The sequence below is a fragment of the Streptomyces sp. NPDC051569 genome (assembly GCF_044454085.1).
Lineage (GTDB): Bacteria > Actinomycetota > Actinomycetes > Streptomycetales > Streptomycetaceae > Streptomyces.
On sequence record NZ_JBITDJ010000006.1, the window covers coordinates 136,856 to 160,670 of the forward strand.

Here is a 23,815-nt window from a genome sequence, read left to right on the forward strand (position 1 = left end):
AGTGATACAAGGCATCAACGGTCCTTACCCGTCGGCCGGGTGAAGGCGCTGCTGTGCGCCGTTTGTCGTGATCTTGGTCCAGTCGGCAAAGTTTTTCTTCCCCACAGTCGGTGGACGGAGAAAGGCCAGGTCAGAACGGTCGAGTGGAGATGGCTATGAGTTTGTCCACAGTGCTGTCCCCCGGTCCGTGCACAGGTTCGGCCGAGTTCTCCACAGCATCTGGTCGCTCGTCCACATGGCCTGTGGATAACCAGATTGGCGGACGGTGCCGACGGGCCTACCGTGGACCGGCGTCCGACGCATCGAAACCGGAGTCAGCCCTCTCGTTTTGTCAGTGTCGTGCCGTAGAAACAGTGGCACGGCGAGGTCCGCTGGGCGGACATGAGGAGGTGGCCGGTGAGCATTCCCGAGCCGTTGGACGACCCCTGGACCGATTCCGGTCCCAGTGACCGTCTGCCCGTCTCCCGGCAGCGCCGCGGCGAGGGCCGGGGCCGCGAGGAGCAGCAGGAACGAGGCCGTGACAACGGCGCCTGGGACGGCGGCTCCCCCGGTTTCGAGCGGGTGCCCCCGCAGGATCTCGACGCCGAGCAGTCCGTGCTCGGCGGCATGCTGCTGTCCAAGGACGCCATCGCGGACGTCGTGGAGATCATCAAGGGCCAGGACTTCTACCGCCCGGCGCACGAGACCGTTTTCCAGGCGATTCTGGACCTGTACGCGAAGGGGGAGCCGGCCGACCCCATTACCGTGGCGGCCGAGCTGGTGAAGCGTGGTGAGATCACCCGCGTCGGCGGGGCCTCCTATCTGCACACCCTGGTCCAGTCGGTGCCGACCGCGGCCAACGCGTCGTATTACGCGGAGATCGTCCACGAGCGGGCGGTGCTGCGCCGGCTCGTCGAAGCCGGTACCAAGATCACGCAGATGGGATACGCGGCCGACGGCGATGTCGATGAGATCGTCAACTCCGCCCAGGCCGAGATCTACGCCGTCACCGAGCAGCGGACCAGTGAGGACTATCTGCCGCTCGGCGACATCATGGAGGGCGCTCTGGATGAGATCGAGGCGATCGGTTCGCGCAGCGGAGAGATGACCGGTGTACCGACCGGCTTCACGGACTTCGACTCCCTCACGAACGGTCTGCACCCCGGCCAGATGATTGTGATCGCGGCCCGCCCCGCGATGGGTAAGTCAACGCTCGCCCTGGACTTCGCCCGTGCCGCGTCCATCAAGAACAATCTGCCGAGCGTGATCTTCTCCCTGGAAATGGGGCGTAACGAGATCGCGATGCGTCTGCTGTCGGCGGAGGCGCGGGTGGCGCTGCACCATATGCGATCCGGCACGATGACGGACGAGGACTGGACGCGGCTGGCCCGCCGTATGCCGGATATCTCGCAGGCCCCGCTCTATATCGACGATTCGCCAAATCTCTCGATGATGGAGATCCGGGCGAAATGCCGTCGCCTGAAGCAGCGTAACGACCTCAGGCTCGTGGTCATCGACTATCTGCAGCTGATGCAGTCCGGTGGTTCGAAGCGTGCCGAGAGCCGCCAGCAGGAGGTGTCGGACATGTCGCGAAACCTCAAGCTGCTGGCCAAGGAGCTGCAGCTGCCGGTCATCGCACTGTCGCAGCTGAACCGTGGCCCCGAGCAGCGTACGGACAAGAAGCCCATGGTCTCCGACCTGCGTGAGTCGGGCTCCATCGAACAGGACGCGGACATGGTGATCCTGCTGCACCGTGAGGACGCGTACGAGAAGGAATCGCCCCGCGCGGGAGAAGCCGACCTCATCGTGGCCAAGCACCGTAACGGTCCGACGGCCACCATCACCGTGGCATTCCAGGGCCACTATTCGCGTTTTGTGGACATGGCGCAGACCTGAGCCGCGTTTGTGTAGGTGTAGGATCCGCGTTTCGCTGTCAAAATCCGCACCCCAGTGTCAAGCCAGTGTCGAATTTGACATGATCCGAGGACGTGCAGGTCAGAAGCGTCACCCGTTGGAGTGACATTGGAGTGGTGCTGCAGACGCGGCCGGGCCCTCGCGCCAATGTGGAGATAAAGGTTGAGAAGCCACTCCAAGGGGCTGCATCGGCATGTCAGATCAAGGCGTCATATCCACAGCCGAGTTACAGGTCCGGAAGCCCGGCAAGGACAAGCCTGAACTGCACGGGTTCGGCGAGGTGCGACCAGAAGAATTGTTCGCTGCGGCACCGTGGCGGACGTTTCGCTGGCATCTGGGCCAGGCGCACTACTCGGGAGCCTACTGGTCAGCCACGGAAGCGTCCCATGTGATCTACGAGTTTCTGCTGGAGCTCAGCCGAGTCCTGTACGCCGACTTCGATCCGAGGTGCACGCGGATCATCGCGCAGCCGTTCCACATGACAGCACATGTCGACGGGGCGAAACGTCGGCACATCCCCGACGGATGTAGCTCGTCTATAGGGACTGGGCCGTGATCGTGTATGTGCTACTCGGATCGGCGGCGGATTGCTGAGAGGAGGCGCCGCATGCCAACCACGTGCCCGCCCGTCCCGATGACTAGCCGTCGGTAGATACCGCCGGCCAGACCGGGAAAAACAGCTCGACTTTCGGCGCGCAGCCGTGATCGACACGGAATATTATATCTTCGAGGCGAAAGATCAGGGCGTAGGACGAGAAGCGATGGCGCCCCTCGAGGACCAGCTCCCGTCCCGTGACCGCAGTGACCACCCGAAAACCGGGCAGTGTCGAGCCTTCGGCCAGGGGCCGTGGCCCAGAGGCTGTGCAGTCGGCGGATCCCACCAGTCTCGCGTAGCTGGCCATACCAGGACCCGAGAAGGATCGGTCCAGTGTCTCGCCCAGACTGCGCCAGACGTCGTCGGCCCCCGCGGCAATGACCGTCGAGTGCTCATCGATGTACGGCAACGAAGCGATCGGCATCAAAGCCTCCGTGAGGTCCGGTCCAGGTTGGGTGCGATTCGTTTTCAGGGGAGTTCCTGATCAAGCCATGAGGTCGTAGCCGTGCTGGTCAGGGGTGGGGTAGAGCCGTTGGTGTTCGCGGGCGAGGTGGAAGGCGAAGTAGGCGTCGAGGTCTTGGTTGTCCTTCACCGCGCGGAGTTTGAGGACGGCTTCGGCGCCGTCGAGTCCCCACCTTGCTCCGGTGATCTCCAGGCGGTCGCCGATGAGGTGCCTGCATGCGCTCTCGATCGGGCCGGTGGCGATCGGCCAGCCCTTGGCGAGGGCGGTGTCGTAGTGGAGGTGGTCGAGGTGGAGGTGGTCGAGGTGGCCGGTGAGGTAGCGGACGCAGGTGTCGGCGGCCTCGCGTTTCGCTCCGCGCAGTCCCCTCTGTTCGGCCTGGGCGGTGATCTCGGCGGCAGCACGGGCGGCCTGGCCGTGGAGGATCGTGGTCAGGTGGCCGGCGACCCAGACTTCGGCCGCCGGGGTGCCTGCCTGGTGGAAGCAGTGCGCGGCCGCCCACATGTACTCGCCCACGTGCACGATGTCGAGCAGGACGTGCACGGTGATGCCGCGCCGGTCGGCCTCGGCCTGGATCAGGTCGAGTTGGTGGCGGGCGCCGTCGACGAGGACGACCCAGGACCGGGCGTGATCGCGGTCGCGGGCCTCGGCCTGGTCGAAAGCGGCGGCAATCGTGTGCTCGGGTGGGTGGATCACTGAGCCGGTCAGCCACTTCGCCCGCGCTTTCGGCCCCGGCCGTGGCGCGCGGGTGCCGCTGCGGCCGTCCGGCGGCGCGATGACGTCGTGCGGCCGCCTGGGGGCGGGATCGGCGTCGAAGACGCAGGCCAGCGTCGCCATCCGCTTGCGGTGCGGCTCCTCGCCCGGAGCAAGCCGGGTGCGCATCGCCCGCGGGGTGTTCAGATGTGCTTTCAAAGTCGCGGGCCGCAGGGCCTCGGGCCGTATCGCGATACCCTTGCCGTCGACCTGCAGGACCAGCGTCGTTGACGCGGTCGCCGGCAGGGGAACACGGTGCCGGTAGAGGCTGTCGATGTCACGGGCAGCGGCCCCGACGAGGCATTCAGCCTGCCGTTTGCCCAGCACCTTCCCGCACCGGTCCTCGATTGCCTCCTTCGCCTGATCGTAGGAGCCACGCACCGCCTCGGCGACAGCGAGCCGGCGCAGGCCGTGCGAATGCAGCCCGGCCGGCAGCGACAGGGCGGCGTCCAAAGGACGGACACTGGTCATCGACCTGCCCCGCCACGCGGTCCGCGTCACGGTGACCGTGCCGAACACGCAGGCCAGACGACGGGAATGCCCTGGCTCACGATGCGGGCGAACCCTTCCGTCCACGCCCCGGACCACCTCCCGCCCGGCCTGCCCCGTCCGGTCCCGCTCCTGCCGCTCCCGCCAATCGAGATGGCCCTGGAACAGCAGCCGGAGCAGCTCACGGCCCCGCACCTCGATCAGATCCTCCAGACCATGGTGGGACAACGCGGCCGACTCCGGACCGGCCAACACTTCTGTCAGGCGGCCGAAGGCACTTGCCGCGGCGGCGAACGGATCGATGGCATGGAAGGCGTCGTACGGTTCCACAATGGCTCTTCTTTCTTCCGCGCTTCGGTTTGGGTGGTACCTCCGAAGTTAGAGAGAAGAGCCTTTATCGTTCAGCGAGTTCACCGATTTCACCTCCCGGCCCGGGTGGGCCGCGGTGAACTTCCCGGGCCGGCCTTCCACCAGCCAGCCCCGTTCCACCAACCGCTTCAGCTTCCCCCGCGTCCCCTCGATCTTCGCGGTCACCGCGGGCAGCCCGATCCTGGGCACGATCTGCTTCGCCTGCACCGGCTTCGCAGCGTCCGCCACCACCTCCACGATGTCGCGGTACACATCCGGCAACACATCCACCGAGAGGGCCCTCCGGCGGACGGAGTCACGGAGCATATCTGCAGAAAGGGGGCATGAATGGCCGACGCCGACTAGGTGTTGCGGGTCAGGACGTTGGTGACGGCGCATAGTGGTGGGCAAGATCGGTGGCGAGGTCGCGAAGGTGAGTCCTGGCTTCGGTGGGGCTGTGCACTGTGATGGCGCTCCCGAACGGCAGTAGTGCTCGCACGTCCTCCAGATGCAGGAAGCGGATTGTTACCTTGCGGCCGTTGGCGGATTCTTCGTGGTCGTCCGGGACGAGTCGTAGGCCAAAGATCCGTTGCGCTCGCTCGATCTGGGTCTGGTCGATGGTGGCGCTGACCTCTATCGCGTGGTTCTGTTCCCACTGGTCAATGAGTGCTGCAGCGACGGTGGCCAGGGTCTGGCTCTCGCGGATCCGTCGTGGCTGGTCGACTTCTTTCCACGTCGTGATCCGTTCGAGTCGGTACATCCGTGGCGCTCGGGCGCAGTCGGCGACGAGGTACCAGCTGCCGGCCTTGGCGAGCAACCCGTAGGGATCCACGACCAGGTCGCGGGGGCATGGCTCGCGTGGGCTGTCGTACTCGATCAGTAGCCGGCGACCGCGCCGCACCGGGCCGATCAGCGAAGCCGGGGTCGTGCCGGAAGTACGGGCCTGGAGCCAGGGACGGCTGTCCACGTGCACTACGTCGGTGAGTGGCAGGAGCTCATCAACTCGACGTGGCTGTGCAGCGGCGATCTTGGAGAGCGCGCGCCGGCTTTCGACCGATGGGTCGAGCTCCGCACGTTGCTTCTCGTCCAGCCCGGTGAGCGACAGATGATCACGCTCGCCGGGTGTGAGTCGCGTGAGGTCGAGCCCGGACCCGGGCAGCATGGTCACGCCTCCGAGGCGGCCCCGTTGCGCGGTCACCGGCAGACCGGCGTCGCGGAGCCAGTTCAGGTCCCGGGTGACGGTTCGAAGGGACACCCCCAGCGCCGAGGCAAGTTCCTGTGTGGTCACGGCATTCCTCGATGCCAGGAGCAGCATCAGGGAGAAGAAGCGGTCTGGGGTCACACGCCAAGTTTTTCAGGAATTTGCGACATGATGCGGCGCATTTCCCGGTCAGGCTGGCGGATGCGTACCCACGACCTGCGAGAAGGAAGAACCATGACCACATCTGTCGTGTCCATCGTCTACGTGAACGACGCTCCCGCCGCAGCGCGTTTCTACGGAGACCTCCTCGGCATGAGCCCCTCGTTCGAGACTCCGGGATACATCACCTTCGACCTCGGGCCAGGCGCTGACCTCGCTGTGTGGTCCGGCCCGTTCGAGGATCTGTCAGCGGACGTCCCGCGTACCAGTGAGGTGTGTCTGGCCATCGACAGTGGGCCCGACGAGGTCAACGCGATCTTCAAGCAGTGGCAGTCCAAGGGCGTCACGATCCTGCAGGAGCCTCATGATGCGGGGTTCGGGCTGACCTTCCTCGCAGCCGATCCTGACGGGAACCGTATCCGCGTCGCACCGCGGGGCTGAAAGGCCGCAATGCGGCAGGCGCGCACGATAGGTGTCGCGCCTGCCGTCGTCTGACGTCGAGAGGACGACGAGTGCCCCACGCGAATGCGCTCCTGAGCGTCGAGGGCCGTAGGCGGCTCGCGGTGAAGCCGAACTCGACTTCATGGACCTCGGCAGCGGTGACAACCGTCCCGAGCACCGAGGCCTCCAAACCGAGCAAGAACTCCATGCCCTCCTCGGACCCATACTCGACTGGATCGTCCTCGGCACGAACGGCTGCCCACGAGGATTGGACATGACCGCGCGGACAGATGTCGACGACAACTGACGCGGACTCGAAGGAAACCCCAGCTCAACGCTCCGCCATTCGACACTCAATCGCGGAACCTACACGTTTGTTGTAGGTCTCAGATTTCGTGGCCAAATCTCACGAGCGATGGCCAAGCGATGGCATATCTGACACGAATCTGAGACTGCCAGCAAGTCGCCCACCCGTATGGGTGATGGGCTCTGATGCTGGTGCCCTGGTAGAAGCCCGCTGACAGCGTGGGCTCACGGGGCATCGCTCGTGGGCTTGGGGGTGTGCGGTGGGGGAGATCGCCGCGACGGTGAGAGGAAACACCGATCCAAGCCGTGAGACAGCGGGAAGCTGCTCAGCGCCTTGTCTCGTACCTGGTCAGGACCACGCCGCCGGGAAACGTCCGCGTCTCCACCAGGTTCAGGTTCACCCAGCTGTCCAGCGCGGTGAAGAACGGCGTGCCGCCGCCCACCAGGACCGGATGGGCGGCGATCACGTACTCGTCGATCAGCCCGGCGCGCATGGCCGCCCCGGCAAGCGTTGCGCCGCCGATGTTCATCGGGGCGCCGTCCTCGGCCTTGAGCCGGGTGATCTCGGCGATCGCGTCGCCGGTGACCAGGCGGGTGTGCCAGTCGACCTTGTCGATCGTCGAGGAGAACACCACCTTCGGTGTGTCCCGCCAGTTCCGCGCGAACTCGATCTCCGCCGGGGTGGCGTTGGGCTGCTGGTCGCCGGTCGGCCAGTAGGAGCTCATCGTCTCCCATAGCTTGCGTCCGTACAGCGACAGGCCGCTGGCCTGCTCGTGGTCGAGCCACCACTGGAACAGCTCGTGGCTCGGCGGTCCGCTCCAGCCGATGTCGTCGCCGGCCGCGGCGATGTAGCCGTCCAGGGTCAGGTTCATGCCGTAGATCAGTTTCCGCATGGCCTAGCCTTCCGTCCGTGGGTGTCCGGCGTATGGACCAGCGCGGCGCGGGAAACTCATCGATGCGCGATCTGGGCTCGCCGGTAGTGCTCGTGCTCGGGGCTCAGCGTGGTGTACTCGGCCGACACGGGCAAGCCCGCCTGATCTCGACCTCGCCCTCGCGAGGAAATGCCACGGATTTGAGGCTGATCATGGGTGACAAGGCCGTGAGACAGCCAAGAACGCCCAGGTCACGCAAGATCGACATGTCACGAGCGGCGAGAACCTACGTTTGTAGGGGGGACGATTCAGTTCAGCAATCGGGCCCGTATCTCAGCAGTGCATCAGCAGCGTCGGGTGGTTCAGCACTCCGAAATCTCGGCGGCCCGTTGCCACCCGGCGTGATGGGCCGAGATCAACCGTCGCATGAACGTGGCCCTCACGTCGCAGTCTTCCTTCCGTGAAGCTTCCTGAACTTCTCTCCGGTGGGCATGAGTTCCACCGCAGATATTCTGCGCGACATGATCAACTCATATGCGAGCCTTGACGATGCCGGCGTTGCGATAGCCGCGGCACGTGCCGGCGCGGACGTGGTGCACAACATGTACGGCAAGCGCCTCACCCGCGTCGACAAGGGCGACGGGGACTTCGCCACTGCCGCCGATGTCGAGGCAGAGAAGACGATCCTCGGCGTCATTCGTGCCGCCCGACCCGATGATGCGGTGCTCGGCGAGGAGGGCGGCCACCAGGGTGCCGCCGAAGCTGTGCGTCAGTGGTTGGTGGATCCTTTGTGCGGCACGCTGAACTATGCCGTTGGCAACATGCTGGTGGCCGTCAATGTGGCGCTGCGCGACGGGGCGGCGGCCGTGGCTGACCCGTTCAGTGGCGAAGTCTTCTGCACCGATGGTGAGACCGCCTGGGTGCGGTACGACGGGGCCGATGTGGAGCTGGCACCCACGTCCGCCACCCAACTGGTGGACGTCAACCTGGACCCGCCATTCCCGAGCGCGCCCGGTTTCCGGGCCGTGGACCTGCTGGCCCACCCCGGGTTCGTCGAGCGGTTCCGGCCGCGCGTTGTGTCCACGACGCTGGCGTTGGCCTGGGTCGCCGCGGGCAAGCGTGCCGCGTACGTCACCGATGGCGGCGACCTGTCCGGGAGCGTGCATTTCGCCGCCGGCATCGCTCTGTGCCAGGCCGCCGGCTGCCTGGTCACCGGGATCGACGGCGCCCCGATCGGCCAGGCAGGCCGCGGGCTTGTGGTGGCCGCCGACGCCGAGACCCACGGGCTGCTGATGTCGATGATCCGCAGTCGAAGCTAGGAAAGGTCGTCGCAGCGCCCAGGGCACTGCCCCACCCGGCGGAGTGCCCAACTGTCGCGCGAGCGTAGGTCCTCCCCGATGTGCGGGTGTCCCACCCCGACCGTGTTGCCATCAGGCCGTCAGATCTCCGGCCGTTGGGTGTGGACACATGGTGGCCCCATGAAGCTGACGTCAATCGGCAGGAAGGTGGCCACCGCGGCGCGGAAACCTCGGCGGCGGCAGCCGACACATCGCGCGGAACCCTGTCGTCATGAGAAGGCACAATCGGCGCATGTCTGAGATCTTCGTCGACCTGGGATCCGTCACCGCGCCATCCGGAGTGCTGGTGCTCGGCATGGCTGGGTGGATCGACTACTGGCGGGAACTGGGTCAAACCCTGTCCGAGCGCGCCAGGACGACGGCGGCGTCGGGAGGAGGCCATCTTCGTGAGTGGTTGTGCGAGGCGGTTGCGGTCCCCGCCGCCGTCGACCGGCCGCTGACAGCGCGCGCGAGCACCTCCCCGTCACCGTTCGACGAGGAGCCGACGATCGCGACCCTGGAGATCGGCCTCGGCCTGCCATGGCCCGAGACCTCAGACCGGTCGATGCCGGTCTCGCTCGGCGACCTGCCCGTCGACCGATGCGGCATGGCGATCGGCGATGCCTCGGCGCTCGACGCGTGGACGGGTATGAACAGCGAGCCGGACAACGGGCTCGCCGACGTCACCTTCTGGGGCCGATATGCGGACGATGCGCACGCGCGGTTCGGCGGCGAGCGGATCGGGCGGTACGGGTACGACGGACCGCACGGGTGGCTCGACCTCCCGGTGGGCGAGGCAGCCTCGCTTGCTGCGGAAGTCACCGTCTGGCGGGGTGGCCTCCAGGGCAAGGGTGTCGCTGTCTCGCTCGACAAGCACACCGACTTCTATCGCTTCAGGCGGGCCGGGTGGCACCATCCGCTCCACGTCGGTTCGATCGAGGTTGGCGGCTGCCAGGTGCTCGGTATCGACTGGGACCAGGGCGATCACTCGATCCGGCACCGCGGTGAACGGGACGCCGACCAGGTCTATCCGGTCACGCTCGAAGCCGATGAGGCGGGCCAGACGGTGATGCGATGGACCATCCCGCCCTATGACTTCAACGGCGAAGACGCCTGACGAGCCGCGAAGCCGCAGGTCACGTGGTCGTCCGCATCCACGTTGCGCACCTCGTCGAGCGCCTGACCAGGGCTGGTGAGGAAGAGCAGCTCCGGTTCCCGTAATCGTCCGGGTCGACCACTCCACATCGGCACGCCCGGGGGCAGTGGCTCGCGGGCCTATGCGGCCGGCCTGGGATCTGCGGGCGCGGGGTGGGGCGGTCGGCGTACATTCGGACGGTATGCGGATCACGAAGTACACCCACGCATGTGTACGACTCGAACATCATGGCCGGGTACTGGTCGTCGATCCCGGGACGTGGAGCGAGCCAGCTGCCTTGACCGGCGCGGACGCCGTGCTGGTGACTCACGAACACGCCGATCACGTCGATGTCCTTCGCCTGGCCGGGCTCGGCGTTCCGGTCTACGCCCCGGCCGAAGCGAACATTCCACGGCTGGAGGTCACGGCGGTGTCCTCCGGTGAGGAATTCACCGCTGCCGGCTTCCGCGTACAGGCGGTCGGTGGGCGTCACGCGTTCGTCTACGCCGGTCAACCGGACTGCGCGAACCTCGGCTACATCATCGACGAGGCGATCTACCATCCTGGTGACTCGCCGCACGTCCCCGAGCGGCCGATCGAGACGCTCCTGGTTCCGGCCCAGGGATCATGGATGAGGACGGCGGAGGCGATCGACTTCGTCAAGGCGATCAAACCGCAGCGGGCGTTCCCGATACACGACGCCCAAATCAACCGTCGCGGTCTCAGCAGCGTCAACGGCTGGCTCGCCGAAGAGACCGACAACGGCTACCGGTATCTGACGCCCGGCGAATCCGTCTGAAGGGGCGGCCCACCGCGTCCGTGCGATGCTGGGGCACATGACCCTGGAGGACCTGGTACGGCTGCGCCGCGCCCGGGACACGATGGACCGCGACTACGCGCGGCCGCTGGACGTTCCGGCGCTGGCGAACGTCGCCCTCATGTCCGCCGGACACTTCTCCCGCAGCTTCCGCGCCGCCTTCGGGGAGACGCCCTACCGCTACCTGATGACCCGCCGTGTCGAGCGGGCGAAGGCGCTGCTGCGGCGGGGCGACATGAGCGTGACGGAGGTCTGCTTCGCGGTCGGGTGCACCTCGCTGGGGTCGTTCAGTTCGCGCTTCACCGAGCTGGTCGGCGAAAGCCCCAGCGCCTACCGGGCCCGCCGCCACGAGGCCGGTGCGGCGATCCCGGCGTGCGTCGCCAAGATCCTCACGCGACCGGTCAGGATCGGAGAAGCGGAATCCGCCGCCGCCTCGTAGCGTCGAAGACATGAACATCAAGCTCGCCCAGTGCTTCATCGCAGTCGACGACCACGACAAGGCGCTTGCTTTCTACCGCGACGTCCTCGGCCTGGAGGTACGCAACGACGTCGCGTTCGAGGGGATGCGCTGGGTCACCGTCGGGTCACCCGCGCAGCCGGACGTGGAGATCGTCCTCGAACCGCCACTCGCCAACCCCAACGCCTCGCCGGCCGACAAGCAGGCGATGGCGGAACTGCTGGCCAAGGGCATGCTGCGCGGCGTGATCTTCTCCACCGACGACTGCGACGCCACCTTCGAACGCATCCGGGCGGCCGGTGGAGAGGTGTTGCAGGAGCCGATCGACCAGCCGTACGGCGTTCGCGACTGCGCCTTCCGCGACCCGGGCGGCAACATGCTCCGCTTCACCCAGCCCCGCGAGCGGTAGGGACAGCCTGCGGTAGGGTCCGGGCCCATGGCTGTAGAGCGCTCCGACTCCTGGGCGGCGCAGGCGACCCGGCTCCTCCGGGCGGACGGCGGGGGGAGCGCCCCGGACCCGCTGTGCCGGATCGCGCCGCCCGCGTTACCCGACACCGAGGTGTACCTGGGGAGCGGTCGGCGCACCCTGCGGGCAGCGTGAAGCGCGACCGTTCCGCGTCGCGTTCCATGAGGCGGTCGCACGTGGCGCTGTCACGGCCCGGACCCTGGTGATCGCGGCCACCGGTGACGCGGTCGCCGTCGTGGGGGCGTAGTTCGCCAGGCTGCTCCGGGTAGGCCGCCCGCGCCGCCCGCGCCGCCCGCCCGACCGCGAGCTGACGCGCGACGACGCCGACGGAGCCCGTGAAGGCGGCCCCGCCCAACAGATGGAGACACGATGAGCATGGCCGCGAGGACGGACGCGCAGTCGCCTGCACTGCGCGCCGGCGACCGCCACGATCTGATCCGCGTGCACGGCGCGCGCGAGAACAACCTCAAGGACGTCAGCATCGAGATCCCGAAGCGCCGGCTGACGGTGTTCACCGGCGTCTCCGGCTCGGGCAAGAGCTCGCTGGTCTTCGACACGATCGCCGCGGAGTCGCAGCGGCTGATCAACGAGACCTACAGCGCCTTCATGCAGGGCTTCATGCCGACCCTGGCGCGGCCCGAGGTCGACGTCCTCGAAGGGCTGACAACCGCGATCATCGTCGATCAGCAGCGGATGGGTGCCGACCCCCGCTCGACGGTCGGCACCGCCACCGACGCCAACGCAATGCTGCGTATTCTCTTCAGCCGACTCGGGCAGCCGCACATCGGCTCGCCCAACGCGTTCTCCTTCAACGTCGCCTCGATCAGTGGAGCGGGTGCGGTCACCCTGGAGCGCGCCGGACGGACCGTGAAGGAGCGTCGCGAGTTCAGCGTCACCGGCGGTATGTGTACGCGCTGCGAGGGCCGGGGCACGGTCTCCGACATCGACCTCACCCAGCTCTACGACGATTCCAAGTCGATCGCCGAGGGCGCGTTCACCATTCCCGGCTGGAAGACCGACAGTTTCTGGACCGTGCGGGTCTACGCCGAGTCGGGCCTCCTCGACCCGAACAAGCCGATCCGCAGGTACACCAAGAAGGAGATGCGGGACTTCCTCCACCGGGAGCCGACCAAGGTGAAGGTCGAGGGCGTCAACCTCACCTACGAGGGGCTGATACCCAAGATCCAGAAGTCCTTCCTGTCCAAGGACAAGGAGGCACTGCAACCGCACATCCGGGCGTTCGTGGAGCGGGCGGTCACCTTCACCACCTGTCCCGAGTGCGGCGGTACCCGGCTCAGCGAGGCGGCCCGATCCTCGCGGATCGCCAAGATCAACATCGCCGATGCGTGCGCGATGCAGATCAGCGACCTGGCCGAATGGGTCCGCGGTCTCGACGAGCCGTCGGTGGCGCCGCTGCTCGCGACGCTGCGGCAGACCCTCGACTCGTTGGCGGAGATCGGGCTGGGCTACCTCTCGCTCGACCGGCCGTCGGGCACCCTGTCGGGCGGCGAGGCGCAACGCGTCAAGATGATCCGCCACCTCGGCTCCTCGCTCACCGACGTCACCTACGTCTTCGACGAGCCCACCACCGGCCTCCATCCCCATGACATCGAGCGGATGAACGACCTGCTGCTCCGGCTGCGGGACAAGGGCAATACCGTCCTCGTCGTCGAGCACAAGCCGGAGGTCATCGCGATCGCGGACCACGTCGTCGACCTCGGCCCCGGCGCCGGTACGGCGGGTGGCACCGTCTGCTTCGAGGGCACCGTCGAGGGGCTGCGGGCCGGCGGCACCCTCACCGGCCGCCATTTCGACGACCGGGCCGCCCTCAAGGAGACGGTGCGGACGCCCACCGGCATGCTGGAGATCCGCGGCGCGACGGCGCACAACCTGCGCGACGTCGACGTCGACATCCCGCTCGGAGTGCTGGCCGTCGTCACCGGGGTGGCGGGCTCCGGCAAGAGCTCGCTGATCCACGGCTCGGTGTCCGGGCGGGACGGGGTGGTGTCGGTCGGCCAGGGCGCGATCCGCGGCTCGCGACGGAGCAACCCGGCGACGTACACGGGACTGCTCGACCCGATCCGCAAGGCGTTCGCGAAGGCCAACGGCGTGAAACCGGCGCTGTTCAGCGCCAACTCCGAGGGCGCCTGCCCCAACTGCAAGGGCGCCGGCGTCATCTACACGGACCTGGCGATGATGGCCGGCATCGCCACCACCTGCGAGGAGTGCGACGGAAAGCGGTTCCACGCATCGGTGCTGGACCACCACCTCGGCGGCCGCGACATCAGCGAGGTGCTCGCGATGTCGGTGACCGAGGCTGAGGAGTTCTTCGGCGCCGGCGAGGCGCGCACACCGGCCGCACACGCCGTCCTCGGCCGGCTCGCCGACGTCGGGCTCGGCTACCTCAGCCTCGGCCAGCCGCTCACCACGCTGTCCGGCGGCGAGCGGCAGCGGCTCAAGCTGGCCACCCACATGGCTGATAAGGGCGGCGTCTACGTCCTCGACGAACCGACCACCGGCCTGCACCTCGCCGACGTCGAGCAGCTGCTCGGCCTGCTCGACCGTCTCGTCGACTCCGGCAGGTCGGTCATCGTCATCGAGCACCACCAGGCGGTCATGGCGCACGCCGACTGGATCATCGACCTCGGCCCCGGCGCAGGCCACGACGGCGGCCGGATCGTCTTCGAGGGCACACCCGCCGACCTCGTCGCCGCCCGCTCCACCCTCACCGGCGAGCACCTCGCGGCCTACGTCGGCACCTGACCGAGGTCCTGGCGGAGGGGTGTGGCCTCCAAGGAGAACCGCGACCCGGCACGAGAACGGCCCCACATGTGCAGGCCGTCCTCGTGCGCGGGTGCCGCAGTGGGTCAGGGCTGGACGCGGCTGACGAGCTGGTCGCGGACGCGAGCCGGTATGGCAGGGGCGAAGCGGCGCAGGTAGTGGTCAAGGTGCAGATCGTCGCCGAGCAGGAACGGCAGATCGAAGACGAGGAGCTTACGTACGGCCAGCAGCGGCAGCGGAGCCCGCAGAGGGCGGAAAGCGGTGTTCCACAGGCCCGGTTCCTCGCACACCGGATGGAACTGGCCGATCATCAGGCCGGCGGCCACGAACTCGTCCTTCGCTTTGCGCTGGAGTTCGTCCAGTTCGGCCGAGTCCGTCCGGTCGAACTCGGGCAGCACCAGCAGCAGGGTCAGCAGCTCCCGGTCGTCGTCCTCCAGTCCAGCCGAAAGACGTTCGTGCCAGGCCCGCAGCGAATCGACCGCCGAGGAGAGATCTCCGCCCTCGGGACCGGCCGGTACCGCAAGGTGGAACAGTTCCTTGCGCAGCGAGGGCTGGGTGTACGGGCACACCGGACCGGTGCGGCCCAGTTCCGGGTGGCCGGCCACCAGGAAGTCGCTGCTCCACCGCAGTACCTCGCGCAGGGAGGACTGATGCGACGCCGGTACCTCACCGCGCGCCACTTCGCCCGCTGACCAGAAGGCGATCCGTTCGTCCCCCCTCATCGTGGATCCCGCCACAGCGGCCGCAGGGAAGGGCCGCTGTCCGGCAGCACGATGGTGTCACCCACCGGAGCGAAGCCCACTTGTCGGCACAGCGCCTCGCCGCCAGGTGAACTGGCCTCCGCGTAGGCGCCGACGCCCTCCCGGTCGGCGCGAGCGGCCAATTCGTCCAGCAGACCGGAGAGCAGTCCGCGCCGTTGCCGCGAGGGACGGACAGCGGCGAACGACGCGTAGAAGTGTGCGGGCTCCGCCGGGTGGTGTTCTGCCTGGAGGCGGGCGATGGTCCCCAGCGCCTCGGCATGGTCCCCGAGGGCGGCGGCGAAGCGCTGGCCCAGCTCTTCTCCGCGCTGGTCCACATCCTTCGACGCGCCGGGCGGCAGGAACAGCATCACCGCATCGCCGCACGGCGTGGTGGCGACCCCGTCGTACTCGGAAGAGATGTCGATGAATACGCGGAATAATCCGGGCAGAAGCTCCGCTCTGCGCCAGCCGTCAGGAATGATCCAGCGGGTCAGTGGATCGTCATGGAAGGCCTCGGCCAGCAGGGTGGCCAAGGCATCGGTGTCGGACCTGGCAGGACGGCGCGGGGCACCAGGCGGCGGACGGTCGATCGTGGTCAAGGGTTCCCTCCGGAAGGCGGTGCGGGGGCCATGCGCTACCGCCCCTCGCCACGGACGGCGAGCTGCTCCACTCGGGCGTGCAGGCGGTCGAGATAGTGCTCGGCCTCCGGCTTGATCAGGACACTGCGCATTACCCGTGCCGCATCGGCGTCGCGGATGATCCGCGGATGCCGTCGCACGAACGCCTCGGCGTCCGTGCGCAGCACACTCAGGAAGACCGGCTCCTCGGGAGCGGTCATGCCGCCCCGCAGCAGTTGTCCGGATGCCGCGTCGACGGCGGACAGCGAAGCCGGCCGGGTCACCGGAAAGTAAGTGACGATGTCGAGGTCGGGGCGCTGGTAGAGCTCCAGCGCGTCCGATGCCTCCAGAAGATCCGCCCACCGCAGGGCGGCGCGGCGATTGGCCGCGAGAATCGCCCCGAACCCCTCAGGAGTCAGCGGGAGCAGCTGAAGCGTCAGCCATAGGCCCGCGGCCGAGGCACCGGCCCGCGAGCACTCCAGGCTGATCTCGCCCAGGTGCACCTCGGCATCGGTGAAATAGGTGTACGGCGAGTCGTGGGCGAAGTGGCGGCCGGCCTGCGGGTCGGGGAAGAGCACCGCCCCGCAGCCGTAGGGCTGCAGGCCGTGCTTATGTGGGTCCACCACGACCGAGTCGCACTCCGGGATCGCCTGCCACGGCCTTGGATCGATCCCCTCGGGGGTGTCCGGCCGGCCGAGCAGCGCGTAGAAGCCGCCGTACGCGGCGTCCACATGTACCCGGGCCCCGTAGCGCCGGGCCAACGGCAGTACGTCGTGCACGGGGTCCACGACGCCCAGGCCCGTGGTGCCTGTGGTCACCACCACGGTGCCGACCCGCCCCGTCTTCAGCAGGCTTTCCAGGGCGTCGAGTTCGATGCGTCCCTGTCCGTCCACCGGTACCTGATGGCCCTCTACGCCCAGTACCTCGCACATGCGCTCATGCGTGTAGTGGCACTCCGAGCTGTAGGCCACGCCGCGGTCCGGATGCGATCGGCGGGCCACGTAGAGCGCCTCGAGGTTCGCCATCGTCCCGCTGGTCGTCAGATGGCCGACGTGCGAGGGGAGACCGAACATCTCCGCCAGCGCGGTGACGCACTCGCGTTCCATCTCCGTGGTCGCGGGGCCGCCCTCGGCCGCGTGGTTGTTGGGATTGAACAGCATCGCGGTGAGATAGCCGACGACCGCTGCCGGATGCGGCGGTTTCACCATCTGCCCCGCATAACGGGGATGGAAGAACGGATAGTTGTCCTCCATCCGTTTGGCGAAGCGGCCGAACGCGTCGGCGAACTCGTCATCGCCGACACGGTGTGACCCGTGCGCCTCGAACGGGCCGAACCGGTCACCCCATTGCTCGGCCACATCCACCGCGCGTGGCAGCCAGTAGCGAAGATCCACGATCAGCCTTCCCCGGCATACGACTCGGACGTACGTGGGAGTACGTATACGGGGCGGCGCGCAAGTATCGCGCAACGCGTTTCGACCCGCCCGGCATCAGCTCTTCCGTGCCGCGCGAAAATGAAGTCGACTCAGCGGGCCGCTGCCGGTAGATGTGGTTCATGACCTCACCCCGTGAAGAGTTGCTGCCCGGTACCCGACGTGCCCTGCTGCATCGCATCGCTGTCGCGCAGTCCGAAGGACGGGCACCCTCGCTTGTCGCGGCGGTGGCGCGCGAGGGGCGGATGGTGTGGGAGGGCGCCCGCGCAGGCGCGGACGGGCACGCTCCGGACGCCCGCACGCAGTACAGGATCGGCTCGATCACCAAGACCTTCACGGCTGTTCTTGTGCTGCGACTGCGCGATGAGGGGCTGCTCGATCTCGGTGATCCGCTGGAGAAGCACCTGCCGGACACCGGCGTGGGTGAGGTCACCATTGTCCAGCTCCTGTGCCACAGTGCCGGCTTGAGCGCGGAGACCCCGGCGCCTTGGTGGGAGCGGACCCCGGGCACGCTCCGCCCCACACTCGCCGACGTCCTCGGTGATCACCCCGTTCTGCACCCCACCGGTCGGCGTCACCACTACTCGAATCCCGGCTACACCCTGCTCGGTTCGCTGATCGAAGCGCTGCGCGGAGCGCCCTGGGAGAAGGTGCTGCGGCGTGAAATCCTTGAGCCCCTGGCCATGGACCGTACGACCGTGCGGCCTGTCGCTCCACACGCGGACGGCTGGGCGGTGCATCCCTGGGCCGATGTGATGCTGCCCGAACCGGCCGAGGACCTCGGCCTGATGGCGTCGGCCGGCCAGCTCTGGTCGACCGCCGCCGATCTCTGCCGGTTCGCCGTCTTCCTTGCCGAGGGTGATGAGCGGGTCCTGAGCAGCGCGTCCGTAAGGGAGTTGCGGACACCATCCGTGCCGCCGGAGGCCGGGGAGTGGGACGGTGGGTACGGGCTCGGGATGCAGCTCGCCCGTCACGGCGGTCGGAGCCTCGCCGGGCATGGCGGTTCGCTGCCGGGGTTCGTCGCAGGTCTGTGGGTGAGCGTGGAGGAGGGGGTGGCGGCAGTGGTGCTCGCCAATGCCACTGCAGGGCCGCTGGTCAGTGCGGTCGCCGCCGATCTCATTGGCATCGTGGCGGACGCCGAGCCGCGGATCCCTGAGCCGTGGCGGCCATTGCCCGAGGTGGACCGGGCGCTGCTGGCGCTGACCGGTCCGTGGTACTGGGGTACGTACGCCTTCGGGCTCAAGCTCGCCGCGGACCGTGGTCTGGAGCTGCATCCCCTGCGTGGTGGGGGGCGCGGCTCGCGCTTTGTCGTAGGGCCGGACGGCAACTGGACGGGGCTCGACGGTTATTACGCGGGGGAAACCTTGCGGGTGGTGCGCCGAGTGAATGGCTCGGTAAGCCATATCGACCTCGGGTCGTTCGTTTTCACCCGTGAACCGTACGACCCCGAGGCGGATGTGCCCGGAGGAGTGGACAAAGCAGGTTGGACCGGCTCGGCGTCGTGAAACAGAGCGCATGTTTCACGTGAAACATCGACGGGGTCGGGGCACGCGGTCCCTCACTTCGTCAGGCCGCGGCTCTCCGTCAGCTCGTGGCGCACCAGTCCGGCGTCTCTCAGGACATCAGTTCCCGCTCCAGCGGGGTGCGGAAGCGAGGCGTGATCCGGGCTTCGCCCACCCAGGCCGACAGCTGGGCCGCCTCCGCCTCGATGGCGGCGGCGGCCTCCCGGCCGGGGTCGGTCAGCAGTCGCCAGACGATCTCGCCATCCGCGCGCTGGGCCCAGCCGCCGATGATCGCGCCGTTCCACCACACGGTCGGACCGATGTTTCCCGAACGGTCGAAGAGGGCGGGGCGGTGGTCCGTATTGAAGTGAAAGGCGCGGTCGGCCCAGCCCATGGCGCTCGGGTCCAAGCCGGGCAGTAGTGCCGCCCACGGCTCCACGGGTTCCTCTGGAGCTGTGTCTCCAGGCAGTACGAATCCGCTGCCGGTGTCGAGCGCGACCTCTTCCGCGCCGATCGCGGCCAACGACGTACGTACGTCGGTCAGGGTCCACCCGGTCCACCACTTCAGATCCGCCTCGGTGCCGGGTCCGTAGGAGAGGAGCCAGCGTCGAGCGACCTCGGCGCGCGAATCGCCGGCCGCGCCAGTCGGCCAGGGATCGGAAGCGGTCCAGCGAAACTGACTGGAGGTCCATGATCCGCGCGGTCGGTCCCGGCGGATCCGGCCGTCGGCGGCGAGTACCCGGATGACCCGGCTCGCGACGCCCTGAACGGCTTCCCACTTCTGGCCCGGAAAGACAGTGATCTTCGTACGCAGTGCGGGAACGGCCGCAGACAGTTCGCTGCCGGTGGCCGCTCCGCGCGCGGTGAGGGCGGTGAGCGCCGCCTTCTCGGTCTCGGCGAGCCAGTGCTCGTCCAGACCGTTGACCGGCTCCGCCAAGTGCTTGAGCAAGGCCCTGCGTTCCTTGGCGGCGATGGTTCGGGCGGTCGAGGAGTCCACCAGCGGAGCCAGTTCGGCGGAGACAACGAACAGCGTATTGCGCAGGGAGAGCAGCCGAACCAGGGCCACTTCCTCGTACAGGGCACGCTCCACCACTGCGACGCTCGCTTCGCTGAGCCGCGCGCAGGTTGAGAGAAAGACGGTCGCGGCGTCGGTGGCATGCAGGGCGACGACCGCGTCTGCGACAGCGACCGGTGTCTCGGCCCGTACGGACGGGGCCAGAAGATGGCGGCGGCCGAGCCGGCGCCGTCGCTGTTCGTCGTTGATCCGGTGCACGGCAGACTCCTCGGGGAAGAGCTGGTCAGCGGAGCGTACGTCAGGTCGCTTGATGCGCAGACCTTGTCAGAGGTCCTACGCGGGGACGCGCAACTCCTCGACGGTCCTGACCAGGGGAGCGAGTTCCGGATGCGTCGCCGCTTCGTCCAGGGCCTCCCGCAGCGCCGTGTCGTTGGTAGGGCGGGCCTCGGCGAGCAGGGCCAGCCCGGCCTCCGTGACATCGGTGTAGATGCCACGGCGGTCGGTGCTGCACAGATAGCGGGTGAGCAGGTCGCGGTCCTCGAGACGGGTGACCAGCCGAGTGGTGGCGCTCTGGCTGAGGACGACGGCATCGGAGACCTGCTTCATCTGCAGGTGGCCTCCCGGCCCGTCGTGCTGGCGGCTGAGGACATCGAGCAGGGAGTACTCGCGGACGCTCAACTCGTGTCGGGACTGAAGCGCCCGCTCGATATGCGACTCGATCTTTCCGTGCAGGAGAGAGAGCGCCACCCAGCCCTGCGTGAGGGCGGTGAGTGCGGGATCCGTCGCGGTCATGCGTCTGTCCTCCATCGTCCGGAGCGGCCTTGAGTCCAGGGTAGGGGACCAGCGCAATATCCCGCGTATGCAATTACTGCTTGCTTCGCGGTGTGGATCGCCTGCCAGCCGCTTGCCAGGGTTGGTGGTGCGAACCGGCTGGTCCAGTCGTCCGGCAATTCAGGGGTGCCGCGCGTCGTCATCGTGGAACGGCGAGGCCCTGTCCGTGCTTCCTCAGCCACCCGAGCAACCCTTTCCGGGAAGCGGTCCGGACGCGAGGGCGCCGGGGTGAACGGAGCGACCGGATGATCGGGAGAACGCCCGGCGCGCGGGTTACTTGACGTGTTTCACGTGAAACACGATGCTCTTCGGCCAACTGAAAGATGTCCGCAGAACGCAGCGGTCCTAGGTACTAGCCTCGGTGGGTATGGCGGGCACGCGCAGGCTGCATCTCTTCGACCTCGACGGAACGCTCATCCGTGGTTCGGCCGCTGCTGTGGAGATCTCCAGGCAGTTGGGACTGGGCGCCGAAATCGCCGAACTGGAGCACGACTTCCTGGCCCGGAAGCTGATGCCGGACGAGTTCGCGGTCCGAGCCAGGGAGCTGTGGGCCGAACTCACCCCGGCGCACGTGTCGGCGGCCTTCGAGGGGGCGCCCTGGCTGGCGGGCATCCGTGAGGTCTGGGCGGACATCCGGAAGCAAGGGGACTTCTGCTCCGTTATCTCCCTCTCGCCCGACTTCTTCGTGACGCGGCTGCTGGACTGGGGAGTGCATGCCGCGCACGGCTCACGCTGGCCGCTCCCGCCCTTCACCGAGCGCGTCGACCGGGCCGGCATTCTCAACGCGGCCGCCAAAGTGAAGATCGCGGATCGGCTGTGTGCAGAGTTCGGGGTGGGGCTGGACAACTGTGTTGCCTATGGTGATTCGATGTCCGACGCGGAGATCTTCGTGTCGGTTCCCAGGTCGGTGGCGGTGAACGCCGATCACCATCTGCACGGGATCGCCACGCATGCGTACACCGGAGGCGATCTGCGCGAGGCATATGAACTGGTGCGCCTCCAGCGGTAATACGCTGACCTGGAGGTACGCGGAAAGAGTGGCCGAAGCGGCGAATCGGCACGGGAATAATGCAGCCTAACGGTAAAACTGGCGCCGACGCCCGGACTTCGCACTCTTTGTCCCATGCGCCGGCTCAGCCTGCCATGCTCCGACGACAGGGACTGCGGGCAATGTCACTTTCCTCCGCCTCATGCCCGAATGACGGGTATGGCGGAGGCTAATGTGGGCAGTCAGCAGTCTAGTCAGAGCGGGGAATTGCTAGCGTATTCCGGGCCAGCGGAAGTGCGCAGACCGACCGAAAGATGTTCGAGGCGAGGCACACCATGGACGCTCCGACCACCACGTCGGCCGACAACGGCACTTCCGGAGACAGTGCGGGCAGCGGCTGGTTCGCTCCTCGCAGGGCGCCGAGCAGTGACAGTCGGCCGGCCTCCGGTACGCCCGGCAGCGCGGCCGCCTCAGCGAGCCGCGACCGAATAAGCCCCCCGAGCCGATCGCTTGCCTCCATACGCCCGGTGGGCTCAGGGGCGGCCCGTCCCGCGCCGCCCCGGCGTGAGGGCCCGGCAGACCACGATTCCCCGGCAGAGGCGATCCGTCGGCAGCCGGCGCCGGTGGACGAGGTTCCCGACGCCTTCCAGCCGCGCCCCAGGGAATCTCGGGACACCGAAGGCCCGGTTTCTCACCCGGCCGAAGGCCCGGTTTCTCACCCGCAATTCCACGAGCTGCCTCTCGCGCCGGAACGCGGTACCGACGGACCCGCCTCCGAAGCGGCCGCGGCAGCAGCCGTACGTTCCGCCGTCGCGCGACCTGAGTCCGTACAGCGGGATGCCCCGGCGGGTGAGGCCGCGGCACTGCCGCCGGAAGCCCCGGCCTCGGGCGTACTGCCCCCCGAAGCCCCGGCTCCGCAACCGGTCGCGGCCCCCGCGGACACCACCGCTCCCATGGCGGAGGCCGCCGTCCCCGTGGCCGGCCCGGAGGCTTCCCCGGACGCGATCCTCATCCGCCGCACTCTGGCCGAGATCGCTCCCGTCGCGGACCAGGTCACGTCGTACTTCTACGCGCTGCTCTTCGTCCGTCACCCGGATCTGCGCGGCCTGTTCCCCGCCGCCATGGACGCCCAGCGCGACCGGCTCCTCAAGGCGCTGCTCACCGCTGCCGAGCACATGGACTCCCCGGCGGTCCTTACCGACTATCTCCGGCAGTTGGGCCGTGGACACCGTAAGTACGGCACCCAGGCCACGCACTACCCCGCTGTCGGCGAGGCACTCATCGGCGCGCTGATCCGCTACGCCTCCACCACATGGGACGACGAGACCGAGGGCGCCTGGGTCAGGACGTACACCACCATCTCGCAGATCATGATCGACGCTGCAGCGGAGAACGAGCAGCACGCTCCGGCCTGGTGGCAGGCGGAAGTGGTCTCGCACGAGTTGCGGACCCCCGACATCGCCGTCATCACAGTCCGTCCCGACCAGCCGTATCCGTTCCTCGCCGGGCAGTACACGAGTCTGGAAACCCCCTGGTGGCCCCGGGTCTGGCGGCACTACTCCTTCGCCTCGGCCCCTCGCCCGGACGGTCTGCTTGCCTTCCATGTCAAGGCTGTCCCGGCCGGCTGGGTCTCCAACGCCCTGGTCCACCACGCCAGTCCCGGTGACGTACTCCGGCTCGGGCCCCCGGCCGGTTCGATGACCGTCGACCACAGCTCGGACAGCGGCCTGCTCTGTCTGGGAGGAGGCACCGGCATCGCGCCCATCAAAGCGCTTGTCGAGGATGTCGCCGAGCACGGTCACCGGCGGCCGGTCGAGGTCTTCTACGGTGCGCGCAGTGATCAGGATCTCTACGACATCGACACGATGCTGCGGCTCCAGAGCGTGCACCCCTGGCTCGCGGTACGCCCCGTGGTCGCCGAGGGGCCCAGTCTGGGTCTCACCGGGCAGCTTCCGGAGGCCGTCCGCGATCACGGCCCCTGGCATGAGTACGACGCTTATCTGTCGGGCCCGCCCGGGATGATCCGCAGCAGTCTCGACGCTCTCAGAGGCGCCGGAATCCCGTCGGAGAGGATCCGGCACGACTCCCTCGACGTACTGGTGGGCGCCGTCGAATAGTGCCGTTCCCCGCAGGCTTTGCCCCGTCGCGCAAACATCGCCGGCCGCGGCACCGGAACAGG

The 23,815-nt window shown here is 67.9% G+C and carries 21 protein-coding genes and 1 pseudogene; 12 read left to right on the top strand and 10 right to left on the bottom strand.

Annotated features, from left to right (window positions below; all coding sequences use genetic code 11):
• Positions 1–396 precede the first annotated feature (396 nt).
• Positions 397–1,875: a replicative DNA helicase gene (gene dnaB, locus ACIBAE_RS12755; protein ID WP_399284454.1), complete on the top strand. Its 1,479-nt coding sequence runs from the start codon at positions 397–399 to the stop codon at positions 1,873–1,875.
• 585 nt (positions 1,876–2,460) lie between these two features.
• Here the strand turns inward: dnaB and ACIBAE_RS12760 are convergent.
• From ACIBAE_RS12760 to ACIBAE_RS12775, 4 genes and pseudogenes are all read right to left on the bottom strand, one after another.
• Positions 2,461–2,912: pseudogene (locus ACIBAE_RS12760) on the bottom strand (hypothetical protein).
• 60 nt (positions 2,913–2,972) lie between these two features.
• A complete protein-coding gene (locus ACIBAE_RS12765) occupies positions 2,973–4,520 on the bottom strand; it encodes an ISKra4 family transposase (protein ID WP_399284455.1) in 1,548 nt (515 codons plus the stop codon).
• A 48-nt stretch (positions 4,521–4,568) separates the two neighbouring features.
• Entirely contained in the window at positions 4,569–4,811 is a 243-nt protein-coding gene (locus ACIBAE_RS12770; RefSeq protein WP_399284456.1) for a hypothetical protein, read from the bottom strand.
• 103 nt (positions 4,812–4,914) lie between these two features.
• On the bottom strand, positions 4,915–5,880 hold the full coding sequence (locus tag ACIBAE_RS12775) for a helix-turn-helix transcriptional regulator (protein ID WP_399284458.1): 966 nt from the start codon (positions 5,878–5,880) through the stop codon (positions 4,915–4,917).
• 93 nt (positions 5,881–5,973) lie between these two features.
• Between ACIBAE_RS12775 and ACIBAE_RS12780 the strand changes: the two genes are divergently transcribed.
• The gene (locus tag ACIBAE_RS12780; RefSeq protein WP_399284459.1) at positions 5,974–6,339 is read left to right on the top strand and encodes a VOC family protein; all 366 of its coding nucleotides are present in this window, start codon (positions 5,974–5,976) and stop codon (positions 6,337–6,339) included.
• Between the two features lie 632 nt (positions 6,340–6,971).
• Here ACIBAE_RS12780 and ACIBAE_RS12785 read toward each other — a convergent pair.
• Positions 6,972–7,538, bottom strand: a complete 567-nt coding sequence (locus ACIBAE_RS12785) for a dihydrofolate reductase family protein (protein WP_399284460.1) — start codon at positions 7,536–7,538, stop codon at positions 6,972–6,974.
• 500 nt (positions 7,539–8,038) lie between these two features.
• Here ACIBAE_RS12785 and ACIBAE_RS12790 point away from each other — a divergent pair, with 500 nt between their 5' ends.
• The 7 genes from ACIBAE_RS12790 to ACIBAE_RS12820 all read left to right on the top strand — a co-directional run bounded on the left by ACIBAE_RS12790 (position 8,039) and on the right by ACIBAE_RS12820 (position 14,492).
• On the top strand, positions 8,039–8,836 hold the full coding sequence (locus ACIBAE_RS12790; RefSeq protein ID WP_399284680.1) for an inositol monophosphatase family protein: 798 nt from the start codon (positions 8,039–8,041) through the stop codon (positions 8,834–8,836).
• A 271-nt stretch (positions 8,837–9,107) separates the two neighbouring features.
• The gene (locus ACIBAE_RS12795) at positions 9,108–9,971 is read left to right on the top strand and encodes a hypothetical protein (protein ID WP_399284461.1); all 864 of its coding nucleotides are present in this window, start codon (positions 9,108–9,110) and stop codon (positions 9,969–9,971) included.
• A gap of 220 nt (positions 9,972–10,191) precedes the next feature.
• Positions 10,192–10,788 carry an MBL fold metallo-hydrolase gene (locus ACIBAE_RS12800; RefSeq protein ID WP_399284463.1) on the top strand — a complete coding sequence of 199 codons (597 nt, stop codon included), beginning with the start codon at positions 10,192–10,194 and terminating at the stop codon, positions 10,786–10,788.
• Positions 10,789–10,825: 37 nt separating this feature from the next.
• Positions 10,826–11,245 carry a helix-turn-helix domain-containing protein gene (locus ACIBAE_RS12805; protein ID WP_399284464.1) on the top strand — a complete coding sequence of 140 codons (420 nt, stop codon included), beginning with the start codon at positions 10,826–10,828 and terminating at the stop codon, positions 11,243–11,245.
• A gap of 10 nt (positions 11,246–11,255) precedes the next feature.
• Positions 11,256–11,672 (top strand): VOC family protein, encoded by a 417-nt coding sequence (locus tag ACIBAE_RS12810; protein ID WP_399284466.1) that lies wholly within the window; start codon positions 11,256–11,258, stop codon positions 11,670–11,672.
• 27 nt (positions 11,673–11,699) lie between these two features.
• Positions 11,700–11,864: a hypothetical protein gene (locus ACIBAE_RS12815; RefSeq protein WP_399284468.1), complete on the top strand. Its 165-nt coding sequence runs from the start codon at positions 11,700–11,702 to the stop codon at positions 11,862–11,864.
• A 234-nt stretch (positions 11,865–12,098) separates the two neighbouring features.
• Positions 12,099–14,492, top strand: a complete 2,394-nt coding sequence (locus tag ACIBAE_RS12820) for an ATP-binding cassette domain-containing protein (protein WP_399284470.1) — start codon at positions 12,099–12,101, stop codon at positions 14,490–14,492.
• Positions 14,493–14,596: 104 nt separating this feature from the next.
• On the opposite strand, the gene ACIBAE_RS12825 is transcribed toward ACIBAE_RS12820, so the two are convergent.
• Genes ACIBAE_RS12825 through ACIBAE_RS12835 form a run of 3 tightly spaced genes read right to left on the bottom strand, consistent with a single transcriptional unit; the run spans position 14,597 to position 17,261 of the window.
• On the bottom strand, positions 14,597–15,232 hold the full coding sequence (locus ACIBAE_RS12825; RefSeq protein WP_399284472.1) for a DUF6875 domain-containing protein: 636 nt from the start codon (positions 15,230–15,232) through the stop codon (positions 14,597–14,599).
• Positions 15,229–15,849, bottom strand: a complete 621-nt coding sequence (locus ACIBAE_RS12830) for a hypothetical protein (RefSeq protein ID WP_399284473.1) — start codon at positions 15,847–15,849, stop codon at positions 15,229–15,231. The genes ACIBAE_RS12825 and ACIBAE_RS12830 overlap by 4 nt, the downstream gene beginning before the upstream one ends.
• 35 nt (positions 15,850–15,884) lie before the next feature.
• Positions 15,885–17,261 carry a pyridoxal phosphate-dependent decarboxylase family protein gene (locus ACIBAE_RS12835; protein ID WP_399284475.1) on the bottom strand — a complete coding sequence of 459 codons (1,377 nt, stop codon included), beginning with the start codon at positions 17,259–17,261 and terminating at the stop codon, positions 15,885–15,887.
• 161 nt (positions 17,262–17,422) lie between these two features.
• Here ACIBAE_RS12835 and ACIBAE_RS12840 point away from each other — a divergent pair, with 161 nt between their 5' ends.
• On the top strand, positions 17,423–18,805 hold the full coding sequence (locus tag ACIBAE_RS12840) for a serine hydrolase domain-containing protein (protein WP_399284477.1): 1,383 nt from the start codon (positions 17,423–17,425) through the stop codon (positions 18,803–18,805).
• A 109-nt stretch (positions 18,806–18,914) separates the two neighbouring features.
• On the opposite strand, the gene ACIBAE_RS12845 is transcribed toward ACIBAE_RS12840, so the two are convergent.
• Together ACIBAE_RS12845 and ACIBAE_RS12850 are read right to left on the bottom strand one after the other, a co-directional pair.
• Entirely contained in the window at positions 18,915–20,075 is a 1,161-nt protein-coding gene (locus ACIBAE_RS12845) for a winged helix DNA-binding domain-containing protein (protein WP_399284479.1), read from the bottom strand.
• A 75-nt stretch (positions 20,076–20,150) separates the two neighbouring features.
• Positions 20,151–20,609 carry a MarR family winged helix-turn-helix transcriptional regulator gene (locus ACIBAE_RS12850; protein ID WP_399284480.1) on the bottom strand — a complete coding sequence of 153 codons (459 nt, stop codon included), beginning with the start codon at positions 20,607–20,609 and terminating at the stop codon, positions 20,151–20,153.
• A 406-nt stretch (positions 20,610–21,015) separates the two neighbouring features.
• Here ACIBAE_RS12850 and ACIBAE_RS12855 point away from each other — a divergent pair, with 406 nt between their 5' ends.
• Both ACIBAE_RS12855 and ACIBAE_RS12860 read left to right on the top strand, forming a co-directional pair.
• Positions 21,016–21,657: an HAD family hydrolase gene (locus ACIBAE_RS12855; RefSeq protein ID WP_399284482.1), complete on the top strand. Its 642-nt coding sequence runs from the start codon at positions 21,016–21,018 to the stop codon at positions 21,655–21,657.
• A 314-nt stretch (positions 21,658–21,971) separates the two neighbouring features.
• Entirely contained in the window at positions 21,972–23,753 is a 1,782-nt protein-coding gene (locus tag ACIBAE_RS12860) for a globin domain-containing protein (RefSeq protein ID WP_399284484.1), read from the top strand.
• The last annotated feature ends 62 nt before the right edge of the window (positions 23,754–23,815 follow it).

Bases quoted from the DNA above. Each gene is read 5' to 3' on its own strand.
- ACIBAE_RS12780 (WP_399284459.1), top strand. From the start codon at position 5,974: ATGACCACATCTGTCGTGTCCATCGTCTACGTGAACGACGCTCCCGCC.
- ACIBAE_RS12785 (WP_399284460.1), bottom strand. From the start codon at position 7,538: ATGCGGAAACTGATCTACGGCATGAACCTGACCCTGGACGGCTACATC.
- ACIBAE_RS12790 (WP_399284680.1), top strand. From the start codon at position 8,039: ATGATCAACTCATATGCGAGCCTTGACGATGCCGGCGTTGCGATAGCC.
- ACIBAE_RS12795 (WP_399284461.1), top strand. From the start codon at position 9,108: ATGTCTGAGATCTTCGTCGACCTGGGATCCGTCACCGCGCCATCCGGA.
- ACIBAE_RS12800 (WP_399284463.1), top strand. From the start codon at position 10,192: ATGCGGATCACGAAGTACACCCACGCATGTGTACGACTCGAACATCAT.
- ACIBAE_RS12805 (WP_399284464.1), top strand. From the start codon at position 10,826: ATGACCCTGGAGGACCTGGTACGGCTGCGCCGCGCCCGGGACACGATG.
- ACIBAE_RS12810 (WP_399284466.1), top strand. From the start codon at position 11,256: ATGAACATCAAGCTCGCCCAGTGCTTCATCGCAGTCGACGACCACGAC.
- ACIBAE_RS12815 (WP_399284468.1), top strand. From the start codon at position 11,700: ATGGCTGTAGAGCGCTCCGACTCCTGGGCGGCGCAGGCGACCCGGCTC.
- ACIBAE_RS12820 (WP_399284470.1), top strand. From the start codon at position 12,099: ATGAGCATGGCCGCGAGGACGGACGCGCAGTCGCCTGCACTGCGCGCC.
- ACIBAE_RS12825 (WP_399284472.1), bottom strand. From the start codon at position 15,232: ATGAGGGGGGACGAACGGATCGCCTTCTGGTCAGCGGGCGAAGTGGCG.
- ACIBAE_RS12840 (WP_399284477.1), top strand. From the start codon at position 17,423: ATGACCTCACCCCGTGAAGAGTTGCTGCCCGGTACCCGACGTGCCCTG.
- ACIBAE_RS12850 (WP_399284480.1), bottom strand. From the start codon at position 20,609: ATGACCGCGACGGATCCCGCACTCACCGCCCTCACGCAGGGCTGGGTG.
- ACIBAE_RS12855 (WP_399284482.1), top strand. From the start codon at position 21,016: ATGGCGGGCACGCGCAGGCTGCATCTCTTCGACCTCGACGGAACGCTC.
- ACIBAE_RS12860 (WP_399284484.1), top strand. From the start codon at position 21,972: ATGGACGCTCCGACCACCACGTCGGCCGACAACGGCACTTCCGGAGAC.